The sequence below is a fragment of the Aliiroseovarius zhejiangensis genome, assembly GCF_014656375.1.
Lineage (GTDB): Bacteria > Pseudomonadota > Alphaproteobacteria > Rhodobacterales > Rhodobacteraceae > Aliiroseovarius > Aliiroseovarius zhejiangensis.
Genome location: NZ_BNCH01000003.1, coordinates 58,499 through 79,662, shown reverse-complemented (window position 1 = coordinate 79,662; position 21,164 = coordinate 58,499). Strand labels below are relative to the sequence as shown.

The 21,164-nt window shown below is 62.1% G+C and carries 21 protein-coding genes; 11 read left to right on the top strand and 10 right to left on the bottom strand.

Annotated elements, in window-relative coordinates; translation table 11 throughout:
* Positions 1–53: 53 nt before the first annotated feature.
* Positions 54–524 carry a transcription elongation factor GreA gene (gene greA / locus IE188_RS08285; protein WP_191286023.1) on the bottom strand — a complete coding sequence of 157 codons (471 nt, stop codon included), beginning with the start codon at positions 522–524 and terminating at the stop codon, positions 54–56.
* A 315-nt stretch (positions 525–839) separates the two neighbouring features.
* Between greA and IE188_RS08280 the strand changes: the two genes are divergently transcribed.
* The 3 genes from IE188_RS08280 to IE188_RS08270 all read left to right on the top strand — a co-directional run bounded on the left by IE188_RS08280 (position 840) and on the right by IE188_RS08270 (position 5,172).
* The gene (locus IE188_RS08280; protein WP_191286022.1) at positions 840–2,492 is read left to right on the top strand and encodes an electron transfer flavoprotein-ubiquinone oxidoreductase; all 1,653 of its coding nucleotides are present in this window, start codon (positions 840–842) and stop codon (positions 2,490–2,492) included.
* A gap of 128 nt (positions 2,493–2,620) precedes the next feature.
* The gene (locus IE188_RS08275; RefSeq protein WP_191286021.1) at positions 2,621–4,345 is read left to right on the top strand and encodes a tetratricopeptide repeat protein; all 1,725 of its coding nucleotides are present in this window, start codon (positions 2,621–2,623) and stop codon (positions 4,343–4,345) included.
* The gene (locus IE188_RS08270; protein WP_191286020.1) at positions 4,342–5,172 is read left to right on the top strand and encodes a 4-(cytidine 5'-diphospho)-2-C-methyl-D-erythritol kinase; all 831 of its coding nucleotides are present in this window, start codon (positions 4,342–4,344) and stop codon (positions 5,170–5,172) included. Before IE188_RS08275 ends, IE188_RS08270 begins: the two co-directional genes overlap by 4 nt.
* Here IE188_RS08270 and IE188_RS08265 read toward each other — a convergent pair.
* Positions 5,165–6,160 carry a polyprenyl synthetase family protein gene (locus IE188_RS08265; RefSeq protein WP_191286019.1) on the bottom strand — a complete coding sequence of 332 codons (996 nt, stop codon included), beginning with the start codon at positions 6,158–6,160 and terminating at the stop codon, positions 5,165–5,167. The genes IE188_RS08270 and IE188_RS08265 overlap by 8 nt on opposite strands.
* Positions 6,161–6,231: 71 nt before the next feature.
* Between IE188_RS08265 and IE188_RS08260 the strand changes: the two genes are divergently transcribed.
* The 3 genes from IE188_RS08260 (at position 6,232) to IE188_RS08250 (ending at position 7,503) form a co-directional block, all read left to right on the top strand.
* The gene (locus tag IE188_RS08260) at positions 6,232–6,447 is read left to right on the top strand and encodes a putative signal transducing protein (protein WP_191286018.1); all 216 of its coding nucleotides are present in this window, start codon (positions 6,232–6,234) and stop codon (positions 6,445–6,447) included.
* A 3-nt stretch (positions 6,448–6,450) separates the two neighbouring features.
* On the top strand, positions 6,451–7,218 hold the full coding sequence (locus IE188_RS08255; protein WP_191286017.1) for a tRNA1(Val) (adenine(37)-N6)-methyltransferase: 768 nt from the start codon (positions 6,451–6,453) through the stop codon (positions 7,216–7,218).
* Positions 7,219–7,335: 117 nt separating this feature from the next.
* Positions 7,336–7,503 carry a DUF465 domain-containing protein gene (locus tag IE188_RS08250; protein ID WP_191286016.1) on the top strand — a complete coding sequence of 56 codons (168 nt, stop codon included), beginning with the start codon at positions 7,336–7,338 and terminating at the stop codon, positions 7,501–7,503.
* 16 nt (positions 7,504–7,519) lie between these two features.
* On the opposite strand, the gene yddG is transcribed toward IE188_RS08250, so the two are convergent.
* Both yddG and IE188_RS08240 read right to left on the bottom strand, forming a co-directional pair.
* The gene (gene yddG, locus IE188_RS08245) at positions 7,520–8,395 is read right to left on the bottom strand and encodes an aromatic amino acid exporter YddG (protein WP_191286015.1); all 876 of its coding nucleotides are present in this window, start codon (positions 8,393–8,395) and stop codon (positions 7,520–7,522) included.
* Positions 8,392–9,333 carry a transcriptional regulator GcvA gene (locus tag IE188_RS08240; protein ID WP_191286014.1) on the bottom strand — a complete coding sequence of 314 codons (942 nt, stop codon included), beginning with the start codon at positions 9,331–9,333 and terminating at the stop codon, positions 8,392–8,394. Before IE188_RS08240 ends, yddG begins: the two co-directional genes overlap by 4 nt.
* Positions 9,334–9,439: 106 nt before the next feature.
* Between IE188_RS08240 and IE188_RS08235 the strand changes: the two genes are divergently transcribed.
* Positions 9,440–9,622, top strand: coding sequence for a hypothetical protein (locus IE188_RS08235; protein WP_191286013.1), 183 nt, complete (start codon positions 9,440–9,442; stop codon positions 9,620–9,622).
* On the opposite strand, the gene phbB is transcribed toward IE188_RS08235, so the two are convergent.
* From phbB to IE188_RS08220, 3 genes are all read right to left on the bottom strand, one after another.
* Entirely contained in the window at positions 9,623–10,345 is a 723-nt protein-coding gene (phbB, locus tag IE188_RS08230; protein ID WP_191286012.1) for an acetoacetyl-CoA reductase, read from the bottom strand.
* 171 nt (positions 10,346–10,516) lie between these two features.
* A complete protein-coding gene (locus IE188_RS08225) occupies positions 10,517–11,692 on the bottom strand; it encodes an acetyl-CoA C-acetyltransferase (protein ID WP_191286011.1) in 1,176 nt (391 codons plus the stop codon).
* 164 nt (positions 11,693–11,856) lie between these two features.
* On the bottom strand, positions 11,857–12,681 hold the full coding sequence (locus tag IE188_RS08220; protein ID WP_229836646.1) for an EAL domain-containing protein: 825 nt from the start codon (positions 12,679–12,681) through the stop codon (positions 11,857–11,859).
* A 106-nt stretch (positions 12,682–12,787) separates the two neighbouring features.
* On the opposite strand from IE188_RS08220, the gene IE188_RS08215 reads away from it, so the two are divergent.
* Complete coding sequence (locus IE188_RS08215) at positions 12,788–13,387, top strand: DNA-3-methyladenine glycosylase I (RefSeq protein ID WP_191286010.1); 600 nt, start codon at positions 12,788–12,790, stop codon at positions 13,385–13,387.
* Here IE188_RS08215 and IE188_RS08210 read toward each other — a convergent pair.
* Complete coding sequence (locus IE188_RS08210) at positions 13,344–14,528, bottom strand: lytic murein transglycosylase (protein WP_191286009.1); 1,185 nt, start codon at positions 14,526–14,528, stop codon at positions 13,344–13,346. The genes IE188_RS08215 and IE188_RS08210 overlap by 44 nt on opposite strands.
* Before the next feature lie 257 nt (positions 14,529–14,785).
* Here IE188_RS08210 and argH point away from each other — a divergent pair, with 257 nt between their 5' ends.
* From argH to IE188_RS08195, 3 genes are all read left to right on the top strand, one after another.
* Positions 14,786–16,183, top strand: a complete 1,398-nt coding sequence (gene argH / locus IE188_RS08205; RefSeq protein WP_191286008.1) for an argininosuccinate lyase — start codon at positions 14,786–14,788, stop codon at positions 16,181–16,183.
* A gap of 138 nt (positions 16,184–16,321) precedes the next feature.
* On the top strand, positions 16,322–17,587 hold the full coding sequence (gene lysA, locus IE188_RS08200; RefSeq protein ID WP_191286007.1) for a diaminopimelate decarboxylase: 1,266 nt from the start codon (positions 16,322–16,324) through the stop codon (positions 17,585–17,587).
* Positions 17,588–17,603: 16 nt separating this feature from the next.
* Positions 17,604–20,177 (top strand): TIGR02302 family protein, encoded by a 2,574-nt coding sequence (locus IE188_RS08195; RefSeq protein ID WP_191286006.1) that lies wholly within the window; start codon positions 17,604–17,606, stop codon positions 20,175–20,177.
* A gap of 10 nt (positions 20,178–20,187) precedes the next feature.
* Here IE188_RS08195 and recR read toward each other — a convergent pair whose 3' ends face one another.
* Together recR and IE188_RS08185 are read right to left on the bottom strand one after the other, a co-directional pair.
* A complete protein-coding gene (gene recR, locus IE188_RS08190) occupies positions 20,188–20,784 on the bottom strand; it encodes a recombination mediator RecR (protein ID WP_191286005.1) in 597 nt (198 codons plus the stop codon).
* Between the two features lie 13 nt (positions 20,785–20,797).
* The gene (locus IE188_RS08185; protein WP_191286004.1) at positions 20,798–21,142 is read right to left on the bottom strand and encodes a YbaB/EbfC family nucleoid-associated protein; all 345 of its coding nucleotides are present in this window, start codon (positions 21,140–21,142) and stop codon (positions 20,798–20,800) included.
* Between the last annotated feature and the right edge of the window lie 22 nt (positions 21,143–21,164).

Here is a 21,164-nt window from a genome sequence, read left to right as displayed (position 1 = left end):
TCCGCTTTTCGTCTTGTCGTTCATCCTGTTCCTCGTGTCCGCTGCGCGCGGCCTTAGATCCATTCGATCTTCAGGATCTCATAGGCCTTTTCACCGCCCGGTGTGCGCACTTCGACGCTGTCGCCTTCTTCCTTGCCAATCAGCCCGCGCGCCAGCGGGGATTTGATGTTCAGCTTGCCGTTTTCAATATCGGCCTCGGGCTCGCCCACGATCTGATAGGTCTTTTCCTCGTCCGTATCTTCATCGACAATCGTCACTGTTGCGGAAAACTTCACCGCACCCGACAAGGTTGCGGGGTCGATCACCTCGGCCAGCGACAACACGCCTTCCAGCTCCTTGATCCGGCCTTCGATGAAGCTCTGCTTTTCGCGGGCCGAGTGGTATTCCGCATTCTCGGACAAATCGCCATGCTCGCGCGCTTCGGCAATCGCGCGGATAATGGCCGGACGTTCTTCGGTCTTCAGCAGTTTCAGTTCGTCGTTCAACGCAGTGTGTCCTGCGCGTGTCAGAGGTATCTTATCCATGAGACCTATTCGTTCTTCCGTGGCCCATGCGCAACCGGCGCATCGGCGAAGTTGTTACCGTTTTATTGTGATCATGTCATGGGGCAAACACCCCGGTTACCAAGAACGTCTAACAATCCCACACGATTTGCAACGGCAATGTTGGGTCGGGGGGACATGTACGGCACGACATCGCCGAATGGCCATGTCAGCGCAAACACCCGAAAAAACCGGCCAAATCCCCGGTGGATCGTCGTTGTAACGCAGTGTCCCGATTGACCCGCCGGGTGGGTCAAGCTAACGATCTTGCGAAACGGACCATCCGGGGAAAAGAAAATGAGCGACATTGAACGCGAAAGCATGGAATACGATGTGGTCATCGTGGGCGCTGGCCCGGCTGGCCTGTCGGCCGCCATCCGACTGAAGCAACAGAACGCCGATCTGAACGTCGTTGTGCTGGAAAAAGGGTCCGAGGTGGGCGCGCATATCCTGTCCGGCGCCGTGTTGGACACCTGCGGTCTGGACAAGCTGATCCCTGACTGGAAAGACAAGGGCGCACCGATCAACGTCCCGGTGAAGAAAGACAACTTCCTTGTGCTTGGCCCGGCGGGCCATCTGCGCGTGCCGAACTGGCCGATGCCGCCCTTGATGAACAACCACGGAAAATACATCGTCTCGATGGCGAATGTGTGCCGCTGGATGGCCGAACAGGCAGAAGCACTGGGCGTCGAAATCTTCCCCGGTATGGCCTGTTCGGAACTGGTCTATGGCGACAAAGGTGAAGTCAAAGGCGTCGTGGCTGGCGTCTTCGGACTGGAACCGGACGGATCTTACGGCCCCAACACCGAACCGGGGATGGAGCTGCACGGCAAATACGTCTTCATCTCGGAAGGCGTGCGCGGATCGCTGGCCAAGGAAATCATTGCCAAATACGACCTGCAAGCGGGGCGGGATGCACCCAAATTCGGCCTTGGCATGAAAGAGATCTGGGAAATCGACCCGGAAAAGCACAGCGAAGGCACCGTGACCCACACGATGGGCTGGCCCCTGGGCAAGAACGCGGGCGGCGGGTCGTTCATCTATCACCTTGAAAACAATCAGGTGTTTGTCGGCTTCGTGGTTCACTTGAACTACAAGAACCCGCATCTGTATCCCTACATGGAATTCCAGCGGTTCAAACATCACCCCGAGATCGCATCGCTGCTGGAAGGCGGCAAACGCGTGGCCTATGGCGCGCGGGCGATTTCAGAGGGCGGTTATCAGTCGATGCCGAAAGCCTCGTTCCCCGGTGGGGCACTGTTGGGCTGCTCGGTCGGATTGGTGAACGTGCCGCGCATCAAGGGCAACCACAACGCCATGCTGTCGGGCATTGCCGCCGCAGATGCGGCGGTCAAAGCCATCGCAGCCGACCGCTCGGGCGATGAGCTAGCCGATTACGAGGAAGAACTGCGCACCGGCGACGTTGCCAAAGATCTGAAAAAAGTGCGCAATGTGAAACCGCTCTGGTCGAAGTTCGGCCTGACCGCATCGCTGATGCTGGGTGGCTTCGACATGTGGGTGCAATCGCTTCTGCGCTTTTCGCCCTTTGGCACGGTCAAACACGGCAAGACCGATGCGCAGGCGACCGGCAAGGCGGCGGACTTCCCGGTCATCGACTACCCGAAGCCCGATGGGAAACTGTCCTTTGACCGTCTGACCAACGTGTCCTTTTCGGCCACCAACCACGAAGAAAGCCAGCCCTGCCACCTGAAGCTGATCGACCCGACCGTGCCGATCAATGTGAACCTGCCGGAATATGCCGAACCCGCGCAGCGATATTGCCCGGCTGGCGTCTACGAAGTGGTCGAGGAAGACGGCAAAGACCCGCGATTTGTCATCAACTTCCAGAACTGCGTGCACTGCAAAACCTGCGACATCAAGGATCCCAGCCAGAACATCACCTGGACCGTGCCGCAGGGCGGTGACGGGCCAAATTATCCCAATATGTGACGCCGGTTCGAAAAAACGCAAATGTGAGGGGTGGCCACGTGCCGCCCCTCATTGTTTTCACCGGACGAGCCGATTAGGTTCCTGTTCAACGCTTCGATAATCGAAGCCATCCAACAAGAAAGCCGTCCGTGGTGCCCCTTAGATTCTCAACCCCTCGCCAACTTGCCCTGGCCCTTGCGACAGCAGCCAGTCTTGCCGGTGTCACCCCCCTCCAGGCGCAGGCCAATGCGGCAGGCCCCTATCTGGCCGCGCGACAGGCTGATCTGTCCGGCGATTTCGCAAGGGTGGTCGAATACGGCACGCGGGCCTTGGTCGACAACCCGGACCGTGCAGACATCCTGGAAGGGCTGGTTGTCGCACACACTGCTTTGGGCGAGGTCGGCAAAGCCCTGCCATTTGCGCAGCGCCTGACCTCCATCAACCCCGACAACCAACTGGCGGGCCTTGTCCTGCTGGGCGATGCGCTGGTCAGCAATGACTGGGATGGGGCCATTGCGCTGCTTGAAGGGGGTGTTTCGGTGGCCGGGATGGTTGATCAGATGATCACCGCATGGGCCAGCCTTGGTCAGGGCCGCATGTCGCAGGCGCTTGAGATTTTCGATGCCCTGTCGGCCGATGAAAACACCCGCGCCTTTGCCCAGTTCCAAAAGGCACTGGCGCTGGCGCATGTGGGCGATTTCGAAGGCGCGGCCAGCATTCTGAGCGGTGACGAGGGCGAGATGCAGCTGAACCGCGGCGGCATTCTGGCCTATGCGCAGGTGCTCAGCCAACTTGACCGCCACGCCGATGCGCTGGAATTGATGAACGCAAATGCCTCGCCCCGTGTCGACCCCGAGGTCGATGACATCATCGCGCGGCTGGAAGCGGGTGAGGTGTTGCCCTTTACTGGCATCACCTCTCCGAATGATGGCGTGGCCGAGCTGTTCTATGCCGTGGCCGAAAGCCGCAGCGTCGACACCGACCCGACAATTGCGTTGATCTTCAGCCGTCTCGCCGAATATCTGAACCCGAAAAGCGCCACCGCAATCCTGCTGTCCGCCCGGCTGCTGGAGCGGTTGAAGCAACACGATCTGGCGGTCGAGGCCTATGGCCGTGTGCCAGATAACAGCCTGTTGTATCAGGACGCCGCACTGGGTCGCACCGATGTGCTGCGCCGGTCCGACAGGTTCGATGACGCCATCGCGGAGCTGACCACGCTGGCCGACGCCTATCCCGACACGTTGCGGTTCCGGGTCGCGCTGGGGGATACGCTGATGCAGGTCGACCGCTTCAAGGAAGCGCGCGCGGCCTATGATCAGGCCATCGCAGGTTTTACCGAAGACCTGCCGGGCCAGTGGGCCACCTATTTCCAGCGTGCAATTGCGCTGACCAAGCTGGACGAATGGCCTGCTGCCGAGGCCGATTTCCGCAAGGCACTGGAACTGAGCCCGGATGAACCAAATGTCCTGAACTATCTGGGCTATACCTATGTCGAGCGGCAGGAAAATCTGGACGAGGCGTTGGACATGATCGAACGCGCGGTCGCCGTTCGCCCTGACAGCGGCTATATCGTTGACAGCCTTGGTTGGGTGTTTTTCCGCCTGGGGCGCTATGACGAAGCCGTCGAAACCATGGAACGTGCCGTCGAACTTGTTCCGGTGGACCCGATCCTGAACGATCATCTGGGTGACACCTATTGGGCCGTGGGTCGCAAGCGTGAAGCCTGGTTCCAGTGGAGCCGCGCCCTGAGCTTCATTTCGGACGAGACCGACCTGACCGAAATCGACCCCGACCGCATTCGGCGCAAGATGGAAGTCGGGCTGGATGTGGTGCTGGAAGAAGAAGGGGCCCCGCCCCTGCACCCGGCCGAATGAGCATCATCAAGGTCTTCGCCCCTGCAAAGGTGAACCTGACGCTGCATGTCACCGGCCAGCGCAAGGACGGGTATCACCTGCTGGACAGCCTTGTGGCCTTTGCCGATGTCGGTGATCGGGTGACAGTCATGCCCGCACCTGCCCCCCGGTTCGAGGTCACGGGGCCTCGCGCCGACGGCGTGCCGACCGATAACACGAACCTTGTTGCGCGCGCCGCCGCACTGTTCGGCATTCCGGTTCACATCCTGCTGTCCAAACACCTGCCCGCCTCGGCCGGGATTGGCGGGGGCAGTTCGGATGCCGCCGCCACGCTTTTGGCGCTATCGGATCTGACGGGCGATACAAAACTGCCCGAAGGCGCAACCGAGTTGGGGGCTGACGTACGGGTCTGCCTGATGCGACAGGCCGCCCGGATGCGCGGCATTGGCGAGGATGTGATCCCCTATCATGACCTGCCGCCGCTGTTTGCGGTTCTGGCCAACCCTGGCATTGCCGTCTCGACCCCCGCTGTCTTTGCGGCGCTTGCAACGAAAACCAATCCGCCCATGCCCAAGAAGCTGCCGAAGGGGTTGAAAACACGGGGCTTTATCGACTGGCTGGCGACTCAGCGCAACGATCTGGAAGCCCCGGCCATCGACGCCGCGCCGGTGATCGCATCGGTGCTGCAGGCATTGTCATCCCTGCCGGGTGCCCGGTTGGCACGTATGTCGGGGTCCGGCGCCACGTGTTTTGCCCTGTTTGACACGGAAAAGGCGGCACAGGATGCGGCGCGGGGGCTTTCAGCCCGACAGCCGGATTGGTGGGTTGAACCCGTCCGCCTCAGCTGATCCGCGCCACCACATAATCCGCGATGTCGTGCAGCATGTCGCGAATGGGATCATCCGGCAGCACCGCCAGCGCCGCCTTTGCCTTCCCGGCCCAGACCATGGCGTCCGCGCGCGTGTCTTCCAACGCGCCGTGGCGGTGCATCAGCGCCAGCGCGTGATCCAGATCACCATCCTGCTGGCGGCCTTTTTCGATGGTGCGGGTCCAGAATGCGCGCTCTTCGGCATCTGCCTTGGCAACGGCCTTGATCAAGGGCAGCGTCAGCTTGCGCTCGCGGAAATCATCCCCGATGTTCTTGCCAATTGCGTCCCCGCCGGTGAAATCCAACAGATCATCGACGATCTGGAACGACACACCCAGCGCATCGCCATAGTCGAACAGCGCCTTGACCTGCGCCTCGGAAGCGCCGGCAATCACGCCACCCACTTCGGTGGCCGCTGAAAACAGCGCGGCGGTCTTGCCGCGCACGACTTGCAGATACACGGCCTCGTCCGTCGCCAGATCCTGCGCGGCGGTCAGTTGCAACACTTCGCCTTCGGCAATCGTGGCCGAAGCGTTGGCCAGAATGTCCAGCACCCGCAGGTTGCCGGTTTCGACCATCAGCTGGAAACTGCGCGAAAACAGGTAATCGCCGACCAGAACGCTGGATTTGTTGTCCCACAACAGGTTGGCGGTGGGCCGCCCGCGCCGCTGGCCGCTTTCGTCCACCACATCATCATGCAACAGCGTGGCGGTGTGAATGAACTCGACCGTTGCGGCCAGATGAATGTGATACGGACCCGAATAGCCACACAGCCGCGCCGCCGCCAGTGTCAGCATCGGGCGCAGGCGCTTGCCACCGGCCTCGACCAGATGCGCTGTCACCTCGGGGATGCGCGGGGCGTTCTTCGATGCCATCCGCTCGGCGATCAGCGCGTTCACTGCCGCCATCTCGTCCTTCAGGTGTGCGCCCAAACGTTCGTGCGGTTTATGTGCAGCTTCGATCAGCATGATCACCTTCCCGTCAACTTGCCCGACATCCGGCTCGACAAAGCCGCGGCCCTGCCCTTAAGTCCATATCTATGAGAGAGCTTCTTCGGACAACAGACCCAACCCTGATCCCGTTTGTCACAGCCCTGCTTGATGGCGAGGATATAGACTGCTTTGCGATGGACGTCCATATGAGTGCGCTGGAAGGTTCGATCGGAATCCTGCCGCGCCGCCTGATGGTTCTTGAACGCGATCTGTTTCGTGCGCGCGCCATCCTGCGCGACAACGGCGTCGAATACGAAGGCTGACAGATGCGCACCACGGACCCCGCGACTGACTTGACAAATGACGCGTTTCTGGGCGGTCAACTGACCTTGACGCAGCCTGCATCCGGCTATCGCGCCGGGGTCGACCCGGTGTTTCTGGCCGCCGCCGTTCCCGCACAATCAGGGCAGGCGGTGCTGGATCTGGGGTGCGGGGCGGGCGCCGCCATCCTGTGCCTTGGTCGGCGCGTTCGCGGCTTGCGCCTGGTGGGGCTGGAGCGTCAGAGCGTCTATGCCGATCTGGCCCGCCACAATGCCCGCATGAATGCCCTGGCCATGACGGTTCACCATGGCGATTTGGAGCAGATGCCTGCCGCGCTCAGACAGGATCGGTTCGATCACGTCATCATGAACCCCCCTTACTTTCGGCGTGATCGCGGCACCCCGTCGCCCGACACCATCCGCGAGGGTGCCCTGGGCGAGGATACGCCCCTGACCGCGTGGCTGGACCAGGCCACCAGGCGGCTGCTGCCCGGTGGCCACATGACCCTGATCCAGAACGCCGAACGCCTGCCCGAAGTGCTGCGTGCGATGGATGCGCGGCTGGGATCGGTTGTGGTCAAACCCCTTTGCCCTCGGGTTGGGCGGGCCGCTTCTCTGGTGATCGTTCAGGCACGCAAAGGGGGGCGCGGGGCGTTCCGGCTGGCTGCCCCGCTGGTGCTGCACCAAGGGGATACGCACCGGACCGATTGCGACCATTACCGGCCCGAAATCACCGCGATCTTGCGCGACGCTGCGGCCTTAGCGATCGCATAAGCCAGTCTGTCTTTGTACGGAAGTGAAGCTTTTTTCGCACCGCCCCTTCACACTTAGTGACAAGCCCCCAAATATATGATGCACTGAACCAGTCCATAACATCAGAGGAGGAACGCCATGAGCATGAGTTCGCATCTTGAAGAGCTGCGGAGAAAACACGAGGTTCTCTCTGAAAAAGTCGAGGCGATCCAACGGGCGCCCAGCAGCAGCGACCACGAAATTTCGGAACTGAAGAAGCAGAAACTCCTGCTCAAGGAAGAGATCGAACGCCTCGCAAGCGCCTGAGACCCGTCAGGGCGGGTCAGGTCGCAGCCTGCCGTGCTGCACTGGCCCGCGCAGCCATCGCGGCGCCCAAGGTGATCAGCAATCCCGCAAGGATCAGCGACGGGCGCGGTGTGGCCACACCGGCCAGGATCAGGATGATCGTCGACAACAAGGGGGCGCCATAGCTGGCGACCCCCAAAAGCTGTATATCGCCCTGCTTGACCCCAATGTCCCAGACGTAAAAAGCCAACCCTACCGGCCCCAGGCCAAGCCCCAGCACCGCCGCCCAGCCCAGCGCATCCGTCGGCCAGACGGTCGTTTCCCACAGCAAATGCACCCCTGCCGACAGGATTGCCGTCAGCAGGCAGAACACCACAACCGATGCAGTCGGCGTGCTGCCAAGGCGGCGTGACAGGACGGAATAGCCCGACCAGGTCAGCGCACACAGAAAGGCCAGTCCGAAGCCCGGAAGCGCCTCGGCACCAAAGCCGGTTGCACCCCCCATCACGATGATCGCCGCCCCGGTAAACGACACCAATGCGCCGATGATATGCAGCGGTCTGAGCCGTTCGCCCGGCAACAGACCCGAGAACAGCACGATCAACAAAGGCCAAAGATAGGCGATCAGCCCCGCCTCGGCCGCGGGGGCCATGCGCAATGCCGAGAAATAAAGCGCGTGATACCCGAACAAGCCCAGCGTCCCGAACAGATAGACGCGCCACCCAACCTGCATCAGCACGCCAAAACTTCGGGCAAAGCCGATCCAGACCAGCCCGACCGCTCCGCCCACCGTGAAAGCCATCGCCGCCAGCTGAAAGGGTGGCACCGGGGCCGTGCCAACCGTGAACAGCGCCAGAAGCGACCAGAGCAGAACGGCCCCGAACCCCACCGCCGTAGCTTTGCCCCGGGTCACGCCAAACCCTCGGCCGGAACAACTTTCATATCCGTGGGACAGGACGCGGTTTTGACCATTTCGGCGGAAATCCAATCGCGAAACGCGGCGATGTCGGGTCGGTCTTCCTGCCCCAAGCGGCACAGAAACCGAAACTTGGCGGCTGTCCCCAAGGCAATCTTGAACGGTGCGATCAGACGACCATCAGAAAGGTATTTCACCACAAATGTGCGCCGCCCCAACGCCACACCCGCCCCGGACAGCGCGGCATCAAGCGCATGATCGGACTGCGAGAAACTGGCGGACACACGCGGTGCGCCATCGACTCCCGCTGCCCGGAACCAAGCTGTCCAGTCGCAAGGCGGGTCCAGAAAATCGTCGGAACTGTTGTGGATCAGCGGTGCAGTCGCCAGATCCTGCGGTGTGGGAAAGCGGCGGGCCATCTCAGGCAGCATCACCGGGGTCAGCCATTCCGGTTCAAGCGGCTGGGAATACAACCCCTCGTCATCGCCATATCCAAAGCGGATGGCGACATCGACCTCGTCCCTGTTCAAATCCATCATCCGCAGACCGGCGGTGACGCGCAGTTCGATGTCGGGATGGGCCTGCGAAAAGGCAAACATGCGCGGCGCCAGCCATTTGGCCGTAAAGGCGGGACCAGCCGTCACCGTCAGAACATTGGTGTCGACACTGCGCCGTGCCGCGCGCCAGGCCGCGGTCAGCGCCTCGAACCCTTCGGCCGCGCCGGGGGCCAGTATGCGACCGGCTTCGGTCAGTTCAACCGCACGATTCAGGCGGTTGAACAAGGGCGCGCCGAAATGCTCCTCCAACGACTTGATCTGGAAAGACAAGGCGGCGGGGGTCACGTTCAACTCGGCCGCAGCGCGTTGAAACGACACATGGCGTGCAGCAGCGTCAAAGGCGCGCAAGGCTGTCAGCGGAGGTAAGCGGTCTGTCATGCCAGTTAAATATCACTTGTGTGAAAGCGCCAAAAGCCTCGTTTATCCTGTTTCTTCAAATGCTGGATACGTGGACGCACCAGAATTACTAACGAGGTGTCGCACCATGCCAGAAACCGAAACCCCTGATGCAAACCTGCGGTGTGCCTCTGCCCGCGCCCATGCACTGCGGACCCAGTTCGTGCAAACCGTGCTGCGACGGATGACCGGCTTCCTGCGGGCGTCCACGTCAAAAAAGAACGGGGCCAGCCTGTCAGGCCAGCCCCGCGTATGTGATTGCCCGGCGTGATCAGACGAAGAACTGTGCGCCGTTGGCCGAAATGGTGGAACCATTGATGAATTGCGCGTCATCAGATGCCAGGAAGGTCACGCAGCGCGCGATTTCTTCGGGTTCGCCAAGCCGACCGGCCGGGATGCCTGCGATGATCGATTCACGCACCTTTTCCGGCACCGCCATCACCATCTCGGTCGCGATATAGCCGGGGCAGATGGCGTTGGCCGTGATCCCGGCGCGCGCGCCTTCCTGCGCCAGCGACTTGACGATCCCAAGATCGCCCGCCTTGGTCGCGGCATAATTCACCTGGCCGAACTGGCCCTTCTGGCCGTTGATCGAGCTGATCACGATGATCCGGCCGAACTTGCGTTCGCGCATGCCGGGCCAGATGGGGTGAACGGTGTTGAACACGCCGGTCAGGTTGGTGTCGATCACTTCTTGCCACTGTTCGGGCGTCATCTTGTGGAACGGCGCATCGCGGGTGATGCCCGCATTGGCCACCACAACGTCGATCGGCCCGACCTCGGCCTCGACCTTCGCCAGCCCTTCCTTCGAAGCCTCGTAGTCGCCGACATTCCACTTGTATGTCTTGATGCCGGTTTCTTCCGTAAAGGCCGCAGCCTTTTCATCATTGCCCGCATAAGTGGCAGCCACGTCGTAGCCTTCTGCTTTCAGGGCCTTGGAAATTGCCGCGCCAATGCCGCGCGACCCACCGGTGACCAATGCAACTCGAGCCATGTCGTCCTCCGTTATAGAATCTAGGTATGGAAACACTGTTACCTTTTACGCAAGAGCTGCGCAATATTATTGCGCAAACATTTTGCCGCATTGCAGATATATTTTTCTGCACGTCCACCATGGCACAAAAAAGGCGCCACGCGGGCGCCTTTTCCATCGTCTGGCAGGGTTTTACGGACGCTCAAGGCACATGGCCACACCCATGCCGCCGCCGATGCACAGGGTCGCCAGACCTTTCTTGGCATCGCGGCGCTTCATCTCGAACAACAGCGTGTTCAGGATACGGCAGCCAGAGGCGCCAATCGGGTGGCCGATGGCGATCGCGCCACCGTTCACGTTCACGATGGATGTATCCCAATCCATATCCTTGTTCACGGCGCAGGCCTGCGCGGCAAAGGCCTCGTTGGCTTCGACAAGATCAAGATCCTGCGCTTTCCAGCCGGCCTTCTCCAATGCCTTGTTCGAGGCATGGATCGGCCCTACCCCCATGATCGACGGGTCCAGCCCGGCAGTGGCATAAGATGCGATGCGTGCCAGCGGCTCCAGCCCGCGCTTTTCGGCTTCATCCGCCGTCATCAACAGAACGGCAGCCGCTCCATCGTTGATGCCCGACGCGTTTGCCGCCGTGACCGACCCGTCCTTGGTGAAGGCGGGACGCAGTTTCTGCATCGCTTCCATCGTCGCGCCGTGGCGGATGTATTCATCCTGATCAACGACATTTTCACCTTTGCGGGTCTTGACCGTGAAGGGGATGATTTCATCGGCGAACTTGCCCGCTTTCTGGGCTGCTTCCGCCTTGTTCTGCGATGCAACGGCAAACTCATCCTGCATGTCGCGGGTGATCTGCCATTGCTGGGCGACGTTCTCGGCGGTCTGCCCCATGTGATACCCGTTGAAGGCATCCCACAGGCCGTCCTTGATCATCGAATCGATGAATTTCATGTCCCCCATTTTGTGCCCGGCGCGCAGATGCGCCACGTGCGGGCTGAGCGACATATTTTCCTGACCACCCGCAGCAACGATTGCGGCATCGCCCAGCATCACGTGCTGCGCGCCCAATGCAACGGTGCGCAAGCCCGATCCACAGACCTGGTTGATCCCCCAGGCCGACGCCTCTTTGGGGAAGCCAGCGTTGATATGCGCCTGGCGTGCAGGGTTCTGCCCCTGGCCTGCCTGCAACACCTGCCCCAGGATTGTTTCGCTGACCTCGGATTTGTCGATTCCGGCGCGGGCAACGATGGCCTCAAGCACCGCCGCGCCAAGATCATGAGCGGGCGTGTTGGCGAATGAGCCCGAGAAGCTGCCGACGGCAGTCCGCGCGGCGGATACGATTACTACGTTGGTCATGATGAGTCCTTTTCCTCCGAACTGACGGGTCTGGCCTGTTCGCCGCGGAATAACGACGGTTTTCAAACCAAAAGCCGATGTTGGGCATATCCTGTGCTGCATTGCAGAGGAAATCAAGTCGCACGCACCGGTTGCGACGGTGACGGCGGGGGGGCACGACCCTGTCAGGCCAGCTTTTGCCAATAGGGGTTGATGGTCGGCGCGCCGAAATAATACCCCTGCATGCAATCGACACCGATCGTGGCAAGATAGGCGGCGTCCAGATGGTTTTCGACGCTTTCCGCAACCGTGAACATATCGAAATGCCGGGCCAGCGACAGCATGGCTTCCGTCAGGATCTGGTTATCCGCATCCTGATGAATGCCGCGAATGAATTCACCGTCAATCTTCAGGATGTCGAAGTAGAAGTCCTTGAGATACCGGAAAGAAGTGAAGCCCGCGCCAAAATCATCCAGCGCGAAGCTGATCCCTTTTTGTTGCAGTTCCGCCATGAATACCTGCACCAGATCGGGCATGGTGATCGCGGTGCGTTCCGTGATCTCAAGGATCAGGCGTTCGCCCACTGTCGGATTGTCCTGTAATCCGCGATCCAGAACCTGTTTCCAGCCCGGATAGGCGATGGAACGGGCTGACATGTTGATCGCCAGCCGCAAACCGGGTTCTGCCGCCAGAACCTCAAGCCCTTTTTCCAGCGCAAGCGCGTCCAGAATGCGCCCGTGTTCGGTGTCTTCCACCGCGTCGATGAAGCTTTTGGCGGGAATCACCCGCCCCGCGCTGTCATGCACCCGCAGCAAACCTTCGTAGAATGCCATCCGGTCGGGATTGGCGGTCTGCACCACCGGTTGATAGGCCAGCTTGACCTGCTTGTGGCGCAGCGCGTGATGCACAAGCTCCAACGCTTCGCTATCACGCAATTCGACGGCGACAGAGAGCGGGTCGCTCGTCACCGCTGGCATCGGCGTATCGTCCCGTTTCAGGTTGTGCATCATTGAATCTCCGTCGCAGCGATGGGACAGTGATGCGGCACATATGCTAACAAGCTGTAAAATCTCGAACTTGCAGAAAATTTTAAGGAAAGATCGGACAGGAACCGCCATGACCCAACGCTGCACGTGGTGCGGAGACGATCCGCTGTATGTCGCTTATCACGACACGGAATGGGGCGTGCCGGAATATGATGGTCGCGCGCTGTGGGAAAAGCTGATCCTTGACGGGTTCCAGGCCGGGTTGAGCTGGATCACCATCCTGCGCAAGCGCGACGCTTTTCGCGAGGCGTTTCAGGGGTTTGACCCTGCGGTGATCGCCGAATGGGGTGAAGACGATGTTGCCCGTTTGCTGGGCAATTCCGGCATCATTCGCCATCGCGGCAAGATCGAGGCGACCATTGGCAATGCCCGCGCCTATCTTGATCTTGGCGGCGCACGACCCTTCGCGGACTGGATTTGGGGATATGTGGATGGCAAGCCGCTGGTCAGCCGGCGGGCCAGTCTGTCGGACACTCCCGCCGCAACACAATTGTCCACCCAGATCTCGAAAGACTTGAAAAAGGCCGGGTTCAAGTTCTGTGGCCCCACCATCGTTTATGCGTGGATGCAGGCCTGTGGGTTGGTCAACGACCACGTCACCGGGTGTTTTCGATTTGATCAGGTCGCTAGCGCAGTGCCACCAGCAAGTCCCGGCTGGGAACGCCCGTAACCGGGACGCCGCGTGCGGATTCATACGACCGGATCGCGGCGCGCCCCATTTCGCCGATCACACCATCAGGGCGCCCGGCCTTGAAGCCCAGCGCGTTCAGCCGCTTTTGCAGCTCCTGCCGTTCGGCGGTGGTCATGCCCCATGGCTCTCCGGGAAACCTGGCGCGAATCGGGGCGCCGCCTGCCAGCCGGTCTGACAGATGGCCGACGCCGATCGCGTAACTGTCGGCATAGTTATAGCTTTTCAGCACGTGGAAGTTGTCGAAGATCATGAAGACGGGACCGGTGGGACCGGCCGGCAGAATCAGCGCGCCCGTCTCTGCCCCGCTCAGCTTTTCGCCCGAGGCATGGGTCACGCCAAGCTGCGCCCAATCGCGCAGCCGCTGGGTATAGACCCGCCCTGTGCGGGCCAGGTCAAACCCTTTTGGAAGTTGCACCTCATATGCCCATGGCTGGCCGTATTGCCACCCCTTGGCGCGCAGAAAGGCAGCGGTCGAGGCCAGCGCATCCGTTGGATCGTCAGCCCAGATGTCGCGCCGCCCATCGCGGTTGAAATCGACCGCATATCGCAGATACGAGGTCGGCATGAACTGCGTATGACCCATCGCTCCGGCATAAGAGCCGGTCATCCGGCCAGGCGTTGTGTCGCCCGCGGCCAGGATCTGCAACGCGGCCAGAAGCTCGTTTTCAAACAGCGCACGGCGTCGACCTTCGAACGCGAGGGACGCCAGCGTCGACAACACGGGCGCCGACCCGCGCACTGCGCCAAAGCTGCTTTCCATCCCCCAGATCGCGACGATCACCTCGCGCGCCACGCCGTATTCCTGTTCAATGCGGCCCAGTAGCGTCGGATAGCGCGCCATCACGACCTGGCCGGCCTTGATCCGCTGCGGGGACGCCGCCGAGGCGATGTAATCGCCCAATGATCGCGATGTTTCAGCCGGAGCCTGATCCGAAGCGACGACTTTGGGCAGGAAACGCGCATCGTCCAGCGCCCGCAGCACGTCGGCGGGAAGTCCGGTCGCCGCCGCGCGTGCCCGAAAATCCGCGCGCCACGCATCGAACCCCGCATTTGCCATTGCGGCCCTGGGCATAATGCTGGCAGCCAGAAGCAGCCCCGCTGCCTGTCGCCGAGTAAACATTCCTGTATGCATGTCTTTCGACACCCCTGTCATCGCAGCCTCATCCGCGCGGCCTCGCACCGCGTCGGAGGCGCACAATACGCCTGTTTCAGTGCCAAACAAAGCGTGCCGATCCGGATCGGCAATCCTGTGCTGACCCCGCGGAAGCCTCACTCGCCCAGAGCCGGGCCGCCCGTCAATCTGCGCTGCCCAATTGCGCCTTTGGTCCGCGCCGCGTATAGCAAGCAAAACAAGACCCAAGTCCTGAAAGGCCGACCATGACTGACGACAGCAAATCCGCAAACGCCATGTGGGGTGGCCGTTTTTCCGCAGGCCCCGACGCGATCATGGAAGCGATCAATGCCTCGATCGGGTATGACCAGCGCATGGCACGGCAGGATATTGACGGCTCGCGCGCCCATGCCGCCATGTTGGCGGCGGTCGGGGTCATCACCGATCAGGATGCCGAAGCAATCCACGAAGGTCTGTCGCGGGTTCTGGCCGAGATCGAAGGCGGGACGTTCGCCTTTTCGACCGCGCTGGAAGACATCCACATGAATGTCGAGGCCCGGTTGAAAGAGATCGTGGGTGAACCGGCGGGGCGTCTGCACACGGCCCGGTCGCGTAACGATCAGGTGGCTACCGATTTCAAGCTTTGGGTGCGGGATCAGATGGACGCGGCGATCGACGGGCTTGAAGCGTTGATCCGCGCCCTTCTGGAACAGGCCGAGGCGGGCGCGGATTGGGTCATGCCCGGCTTCACCCACCTGCAAACCGCCCAGCCCGTCACATGGGGTCATCACATGATGGCCTATGTCGAGATGTTTGGCCGCGACAAGTCGCGCTTTCGCGATGCGCGGGCCCGCATGAACGAATGCCCGTTGGGGTCGGCCGCACTGGCGGGCACATCTTTCCCCATCGACCGCCACATGACGGCCGAGGCTCTGGGCTTTGACCGCCCCACCGCCAATTCGCTGGACGCCGTGGCCGACCGCGATTTCGCGCTGGAGTTTCTGTCATCGGCCACGATCTGCGCCATGCACTTGTCGCGTTTCGCCGAAGAGCTGGTGATCTGGTCCTCGGCCCAGTTCCGGTTTGTCCGTATGTCGGACAAGTGGTCGACGGGATCGTCCATCATGCCGCAGAAACGCAACCCGGACGCCGCCGAGCTGATCCGCGCCAAGATCGGGCGGATCATGGGGGCGAATATCGGCCTGATGACCGTGATGAAGGGTCTGCCTCTGGCCTATTCCAAGGACATGCAGGAAGACAAGGAACAGGTTTTCGACGCCGCCGACAACCTGATGCTGGCGCTGGCCGCAATGACCGGGATGGTGTCGGACATGTCCGCCAACACCGAGGCGCTGGAATCCGCGGCCTCGTCCGGCTTCTCGACCGCGACCGATTTGGCCGACTGGCTGGTGCGGGCGCTGAACATGCCGTTCCGCGATGCCCACCACGTGACCGGTTCGCTTGTGGCGATGGCCGAGGATCGCGGTTGCGACCTGCCCGACCTGACACTGGCCGACATGCAGTCGGTCCACAACGCGATCACGGACGAGGTGTTCGGCGTACTTGGTGTGCACAACTCGGTCGCCAGCCGCACATCTTACGGCGGCACCGCCCCGTCCGAAGTGCGACAGCAAGTGGCCCGCTGGAAGGAGCAACTGGCATGATCCGTCTCACCCTGATCCTTGCCCTTCTGGGCCTTGCCGCCTGCGGCGCCGATGGCGAACCCATCCGCCCCGGCAGCCCGGAAGACATCGCAGAACAACAAGCCCGCCAATAGGCGCACCTGCCCGAAAGGCCCGCCCATGGACCATTTCCTTTACCGCGACGGCATTCTGCACGCCGAAGATGTGGCCATCCCCGAGATCGCCGCGCAGGTCGGCACGCCCTTCTATGTCTATTCCGCCGCCACTCTGAAACGACATATCGGACTGTTCACGGAAGCACTGGACTGGGCCGATCACCTTGTCTGCTTCGCGGTGAAATCCAACTCGAACCTTGCCGTTCTGAAACTGCTGGGCGATCTGGGCGCGGGCATGGACGTGGTGTCGGGCGGGGAATACCGCCGTGCGCGTGCCGCCGGGGTGCCGGGCGACCGAATCGTCTTTTCCGGCGTCGGCAAGACACGCGATGAAATGCGGCTGGCTCTGTCGGAAGGCATCCGACAGTTCAATCTGGAAAGCGAACCGGAAATGCGGGTCCTGTCGCAGGTGGCGACCGAGATGGGCGTGGTTGCCCCCGTCACCGTGCGCGTGAACCCGGATGTGGATGCGAAAACACACGCCAAGATCTCGACCGGGAAGTCCGAAAACAAGTTCGGCATCCCCATTGCACGCTCCCGCGACGTTTACGCCGAAATTGCGAACCTGCCCGGCCTGAAAGCGGTCGGCATCGACGTGCATATCGGCAGCCAACTGACCGAGTTGGAACCGTTCCGCCAAGCCTATCAAAAGGTTGCAGAACTGACCGAAGCCCTGCGCGCCGACGGACATGACATCACCCGCCTTGATCTGGGCGGCGGGCTGGGCATTCCCTATGAACGGTCAAACTCCGCCCCGCCCCTGCCCCTCGAATACGGGCAGATGATACGCGAAACTGTCGGCCACCTGGGCTGCGAGATCGAGATCGAGCCAGGGCGGCTGGTTTCGGGCAATGCCGGTTTGATGGTCACCTCGGTCATCTATGTGAAAGAGGGTGAAGGACAGGACTTCCTGATCGTTGACGCCGCGATGAACGACCTCGTGCGCCCGGCCATGTATGAAGCTCATCACGACATCGTGCCGGTGGTCGAACCCTCGCCGGGGCAGGAGAAGGCACAATACGATATTGTCGGCCCGATCTGCGAAACGGGCGACACATTTGCCAAGCGCCGCGATCTGGATCGCCTGCAAGCCGATGACCTGATCGCCTTCCGCTCGGCCGGGGCTTATGGTGCTGTGATGGCGTCGGAATACAATTCCCGCCCCCTGATCCCCGAAGTTCTGGTGATGGGCGATCAATATGCCGTCATCCGGGCCCGTCCCACCTATGAAGAGATGCTGGGACGCGATACCATCCCTGCATGGTTGTGAACCTCACGCGGGTCCGATGACCCGCCCGATCCTTCCCGACGAGGTGCAGACGCACCTGAAATGGCCCTTGCGTTTGACTGGGGCTGGGATGGTTTTGGAACGCCTCTGGCGCGCGTTCTGGCCACTGGTGGCCATCGGCCTGACGGCCTTCGCGGTCTGGAGCTTCTGGACCATCGGTCCGTCACCCATCGCGACGGGCCTGTTGGCACTGGGCGTCTTTGCCGCTTTGTCTGCGCTGATCTGGGGTGCCCGCAATTTCGCCTGGCCCAGCCGTGCCGAACAACTGGCGCAACTGGACGACAGCCTGCCCGGCCACCCGATTGCCGCCCTGATGGATGATCAGGCCACCGGGCGCGATGACATGGCATCGCGCAACCTTTGGCAGGCGCATTTGGCGCGAATGGCCCAACGCCTGAAGGGCGTTCGACCCGTATCCCCTGACCTGCGTGTGGCCCGCAGCGACCCCTATGCGCTGCGCCTGATCGCCGCGACCGGCGCGGCGCTGGCCATCGGCTTCACCCCGTGGCTGGACCGCCTCGGCAGCCCCGGTGCAACCGGCGGGGACGCTGGCACCCCCCCCGTTGCCAGCGCCAGTTGGGAAGGCTGGATTGAACCGCCCGGCTATACCGGACGCCCCAGCCTCTATCTGGCCGACCAGCCGCCCGGCCCACTGGCCGTGCCGCAAGGCAGTCGCCTGACGCTGCGGCTTTATGGTGATCTGGATACGCTGGGGGTGACAGCGGACCTGTCCGACACGCCGATCACGGGACCGGCACAGCAAAGCTACCTGCTCGTAATTACCAAAAGCGGGCCGCTGGACATCGAAGGTCCGGGTGCCGCGCGCTGGCAAATCACCGCGATTGGCGACACGCCGCCGACCGTGACCACCGAGGGCGAGTTGACCCGCCGCCTTGCCGGCGATTTCTCGCTGCCCTTCACAGCAACGGATGATTATGCCGTCACCCGCGGCCACGCCGCCGCTACGCTGGGGTTGGATCGCATCGACCGTCGCCATGGCCTTGCCACCGCGCCCGAGGACCGCCCGCCGCTGGTCGTCGACCTGCCCCTTCCCTATCGCGGTTCGCGGACCCAGATCGACGGGGTGCTGGAGGAAAACCTGATCGAACATCCATGGGCCGGGCTGCCCGTCGACCTGACCCTGAAGGTCGAAGACGGGGCCGAGCAAACCGGCACCACGCCGCCCATGAACATCGTCCTGCCCGCCCGCCGCTTCCTGCATCCGGTCGCCAAGGCGCTGATCGAACAGCGCCGCGACCTTCTCTGGTCCCGTGACAATGGCCGACGGGTGGCGCAGATCACCCGCGCCGTCTTGAACCGGCCTGACGAGTTGGACCTGCCCGAAGGAATATATCTGCGGCTGCGCAGCGCGATCCGGCGGCTTGAGGCAGGGCTGGCCTTTTCGGACACGCAAGCGGGCCTGCCGGAAGACCTGCGCAACGAAGTGGCCGCCGTGTTCTGGGACGCCGCCGTTGAGCTGGACGATGGCCGTCTGGCCGATGCCCTGGCTCGGATGCAGCAGGCACAGGACCGGTTGGAACAGGCCATGCGCGACGGCGCCAGCGAAGAGGAACTGGCCGAACTGATGGACGAAATGCGCGAGGCCATGCGCGATTATCTGGAACAACTGGCCGAGAACCAGCAAAACGGCCCGCAATCCGATCAACCCCCGCCCGAAAACGGGGTCGAAATGAGCATGGCCGATCTTGAAGACATGATGGAACGCATCGAGGAGTTGATGCGCCAGGGGCGCGAGGATGAAGCGATGCAGATGCTCGACCAGTTGCGCCAGATGATGGAAAACATGCAGATGGCCCAGACCGGCCCGTCGAACCAGCCCGGCCAAAGTGCCCGCGAAGGGTTGCAGGAAACATTGCGCGAGCAACAGGGCCTGTCGGATCAGGCCTTCCGCGATCTTCAGGAACAAGGTCAGGGATCGCAGGCGGGCGAGTCGGAAGGGAACGAAGGCCGCGATGGCGGGCAAGGGCGCGGTCAAAGTCACAATGGCGCAGATGGGCAACAGGGGCAGGACGGCCAGGGCGCCGGCCCCGAACAGGGCGGCAGTCGCGAAGGCAGCGATCTGGCGCAACGGCAAAGCGACTTGCAACGGCAGTTGGAGGCCCAGCGCCGCAACCTGCCCGGTGCCGGTGACGAGGCCGGACAAGCCGCCCGGGACGCGCTGGATGACGCTGGACGCGCGATGGGCGACGCCGCCGAGGCATTGGAACAGGGTGATCTGCCCGAGGCGCTGGATCGTCAGGCCGACGCCATGGAGGCCTTGCGTGAAGGAATGCGCCAGTTCGACGAAGCGATGGCGAATCAGCAGGCCCAGCGTCAGGGCGAACAAGGCAGCAACCCCGGCGAAGGCCGCCAGTCCAGCCAGCGCGATCCGCTGGGCCGCAGCCCGGATGGCAACAACGGCGCCACAGCCACCGACAGCCCGCTTGAGGACGGGGAAGACGTCTATCGCCGCGCACAGGAGTTGATGGAGGAATTGCGCCGCCGGTCAGGCGAAGGCGACCGCCCGGATCTGGAACGCGACTATCTGAAACGTCTTTTGGATCAGTTCTGATCCGCGCAGCCTACAACCGCTTGCGCGCCGCAAGAGCGGCCGAAATCGTACCTTCATCCAGATAGTCCAACTCGCCCCCGATGGGCACACCTTGCGCCAGCGATGACACGTCGCAGCGGCCCTCCAGCTCTTCAGCGATATAATGCGCCGTGGTCTGACCATCGACAGTCGCGTTCAGGGCAAGGATCACCTCAGTGATGCCTTCGTCCCGCACGCGCTGCACCAGGCGGGGAATGCCAAGGTCATCCGGGCCAACAGCGTCCAGCGCCGACAAGGTGCCGCCCAATACGTGGTATCGCCCCTTGAACCGGCCCGCGCGTTCCATCGCCCACAGGTCGGCCACATCCTCAACCACGCAAATCTCGCCAATCGCGCGTTTCTCGGACATGCAGATGTCGCAGCGATCCGCGGTCGAGACATTGCCGCAAACCACGCATTCCCGCGCCGTTTCCGCCACCGCCTGCATCGCATCCGCCAAAGGCATCAGCACAAGCGCCCGCTTGCGGATCAGATACAGCACCGCCCGCCGGGCCGACCGCGGCCCCAACCCCGGCAGTTTCGCCATCAGGTCAATCAGGGCCTCGATATCACGCGGGGCTTCCGACATGCGCCTGCCTGCCCTAGAAGGGCAGGTTCATGTCCTTGGGCAGACCAAGCTCTTCGGTCAGTCGCGACATTTCGCTTTCGCTGCGCTCCTGCGCCTTGGATTGCGCATCCTTGATCGCGGCCAGGATCAGATCCTCGACCACTTCCTTTTCGTCCGGATTGAAAATCGAAGGGTCGATATCCAGCCCCGTCAGCACACCCTTGGCGGTCGCCGTCGCCTTGACCAGACCCGCACCGCTTTCGCCCACCACGGTCATTGTGGCCAGGCTTTCCTGCAGATCCGCCATCTTGGTCTGCATCTCTTGCGCGGCTTTCATCATCTTGGCCATGTCGCCAAGACCACCCAGTCCCTTCAGCATCTCATGCTCCTTAAAAATCTCG

Bases quoted from the DNA above. Each gene is read 5' to 3' on its own strand.
- IE188_RS08185 (WP_191286004.1), bottom strand. From the start codon at position 21,142: ATGCTGAAGGGACTGGGTGGTCTTGGCGACATGGCCAAGATGATGAAA.
- IE188_RS08210 (WP_191286009.1), bottom strand. From the start codon at position 14,528: ATGTTTACTCGGCGACAGGCAGCGGGGCTGCTTCTGGCTGCCAGCATT.
- recR (WP_191286005.1), bottom strand. From the start codon at position 20,784: ATGTCGGAAGCCCCGCGTGATATCGAGGCCCTGATTGACCTGATGGCG.
- phbB (WP_191286012.1), bottom strand. From the start codon at position 10,345: ATGGCTCGAGTTGCATTGGTCACCGGTGGGTCGCGCGGCATTGGCGCG.
- IE188_RS08195 (WP_191286006.1), top strand. From the start codon at position 17,604: ATGACCCGCCCGATCCTTCCCGACGAGGTGCAGACGCACCTGAAATGG.
- IE188_RS08255 (WP_191286017.1), top strand. From the start codon at position 6,451: ATGCGCACCACGGACCCCGCGACTGACTTGACAAATGACGCGTTTCTG.
- IE188_RS08280 (WP_191286022.1), top strand. From the start codon at position 840: ATGAGCGACATTGAACGCGAAAGCATGGAATACGATGTGGTCATCGTG.
- IE188_RS08235 (WP_191286013.1), top strand. From the start codon at position 9,440: ATGCCAGAAACCGAAACCCCTGATGCAAACCTGCGGTGTGCCTCTGCC.
- IE188_RS08260 (WP_191286018.1), top strand. From the start codon at position 6,232: ATGAGAGAGCTTCTTCGGACAACAGACCCAACCCTGATCCCGTTTGTC.
- IE188_RS08220 (WP_229836646.1), bottom strand. From the start codon at position 12,681: ATGATGCACAACCTGAAACGGGACGATACGCCGATGCCAGCGGTGACG.
- IE188_RS08215 (WP_191286010.1), top strand. From the start codon at position 12,788: ATGACCCAACGCTGCACGTGGTGCGGAGACGATCCGCTGTATGTCGCT.
- IE188_RS08265 (WP_191286019.1), bottom strand. From the start codon at position 6,160: ATGCTGATCGAAGCTGCACATAAACCGCACGAACGTTTGGGCGCACAC.
- IE188_RS08240 (WP_191286014.1), bottom strand. From the start codon at position 9,333: ATGACAGACCGCTTACCTCCGCTGACAGCCTTGCGCGCCTTTGACGCT.
- IE188_RS08250 (WP_191286016.1), top strand. From the start codon at position 7,336: ATGAGCATGAGTTCGCATCTTGAAGAGCTGCGGAGAAAACACGAGGTT.
- argH (WP_191286008.1), top strand. From the start codon at position 14,786: ATGACTGACGACAGCAAATCCGCAAACGCCATGTGGGGTGGCCGTTTT.
- IE188_RS08270 (WP_191286020.1), top strand. From the start codon at position 4,342: ATGAGCATCATCAAGGTCTTCGCCCCTGCAAAGGTGAACCTGACGCTG.
- IE188_RS08225 (WP_191286011.1), bottom strand. From the start codon at position 11,692: ATGACCAACGTAGTAATCGTATCCGCCGCGCGGACTGCCGTCGGCAGC.
- greA (WP_191286023.1), bottom strand. From the start codon at position 524: ATGGATAAGATACCTCTGACACGCGCAGGACACACTGCGTTGAACGAC.
- lysA (WP_191286007.1), top strand. From the start codon at position 16,322: ATGGACCATTTCCTTTACCGCGACGGCATTCTGCACGCCGAAGATGTG.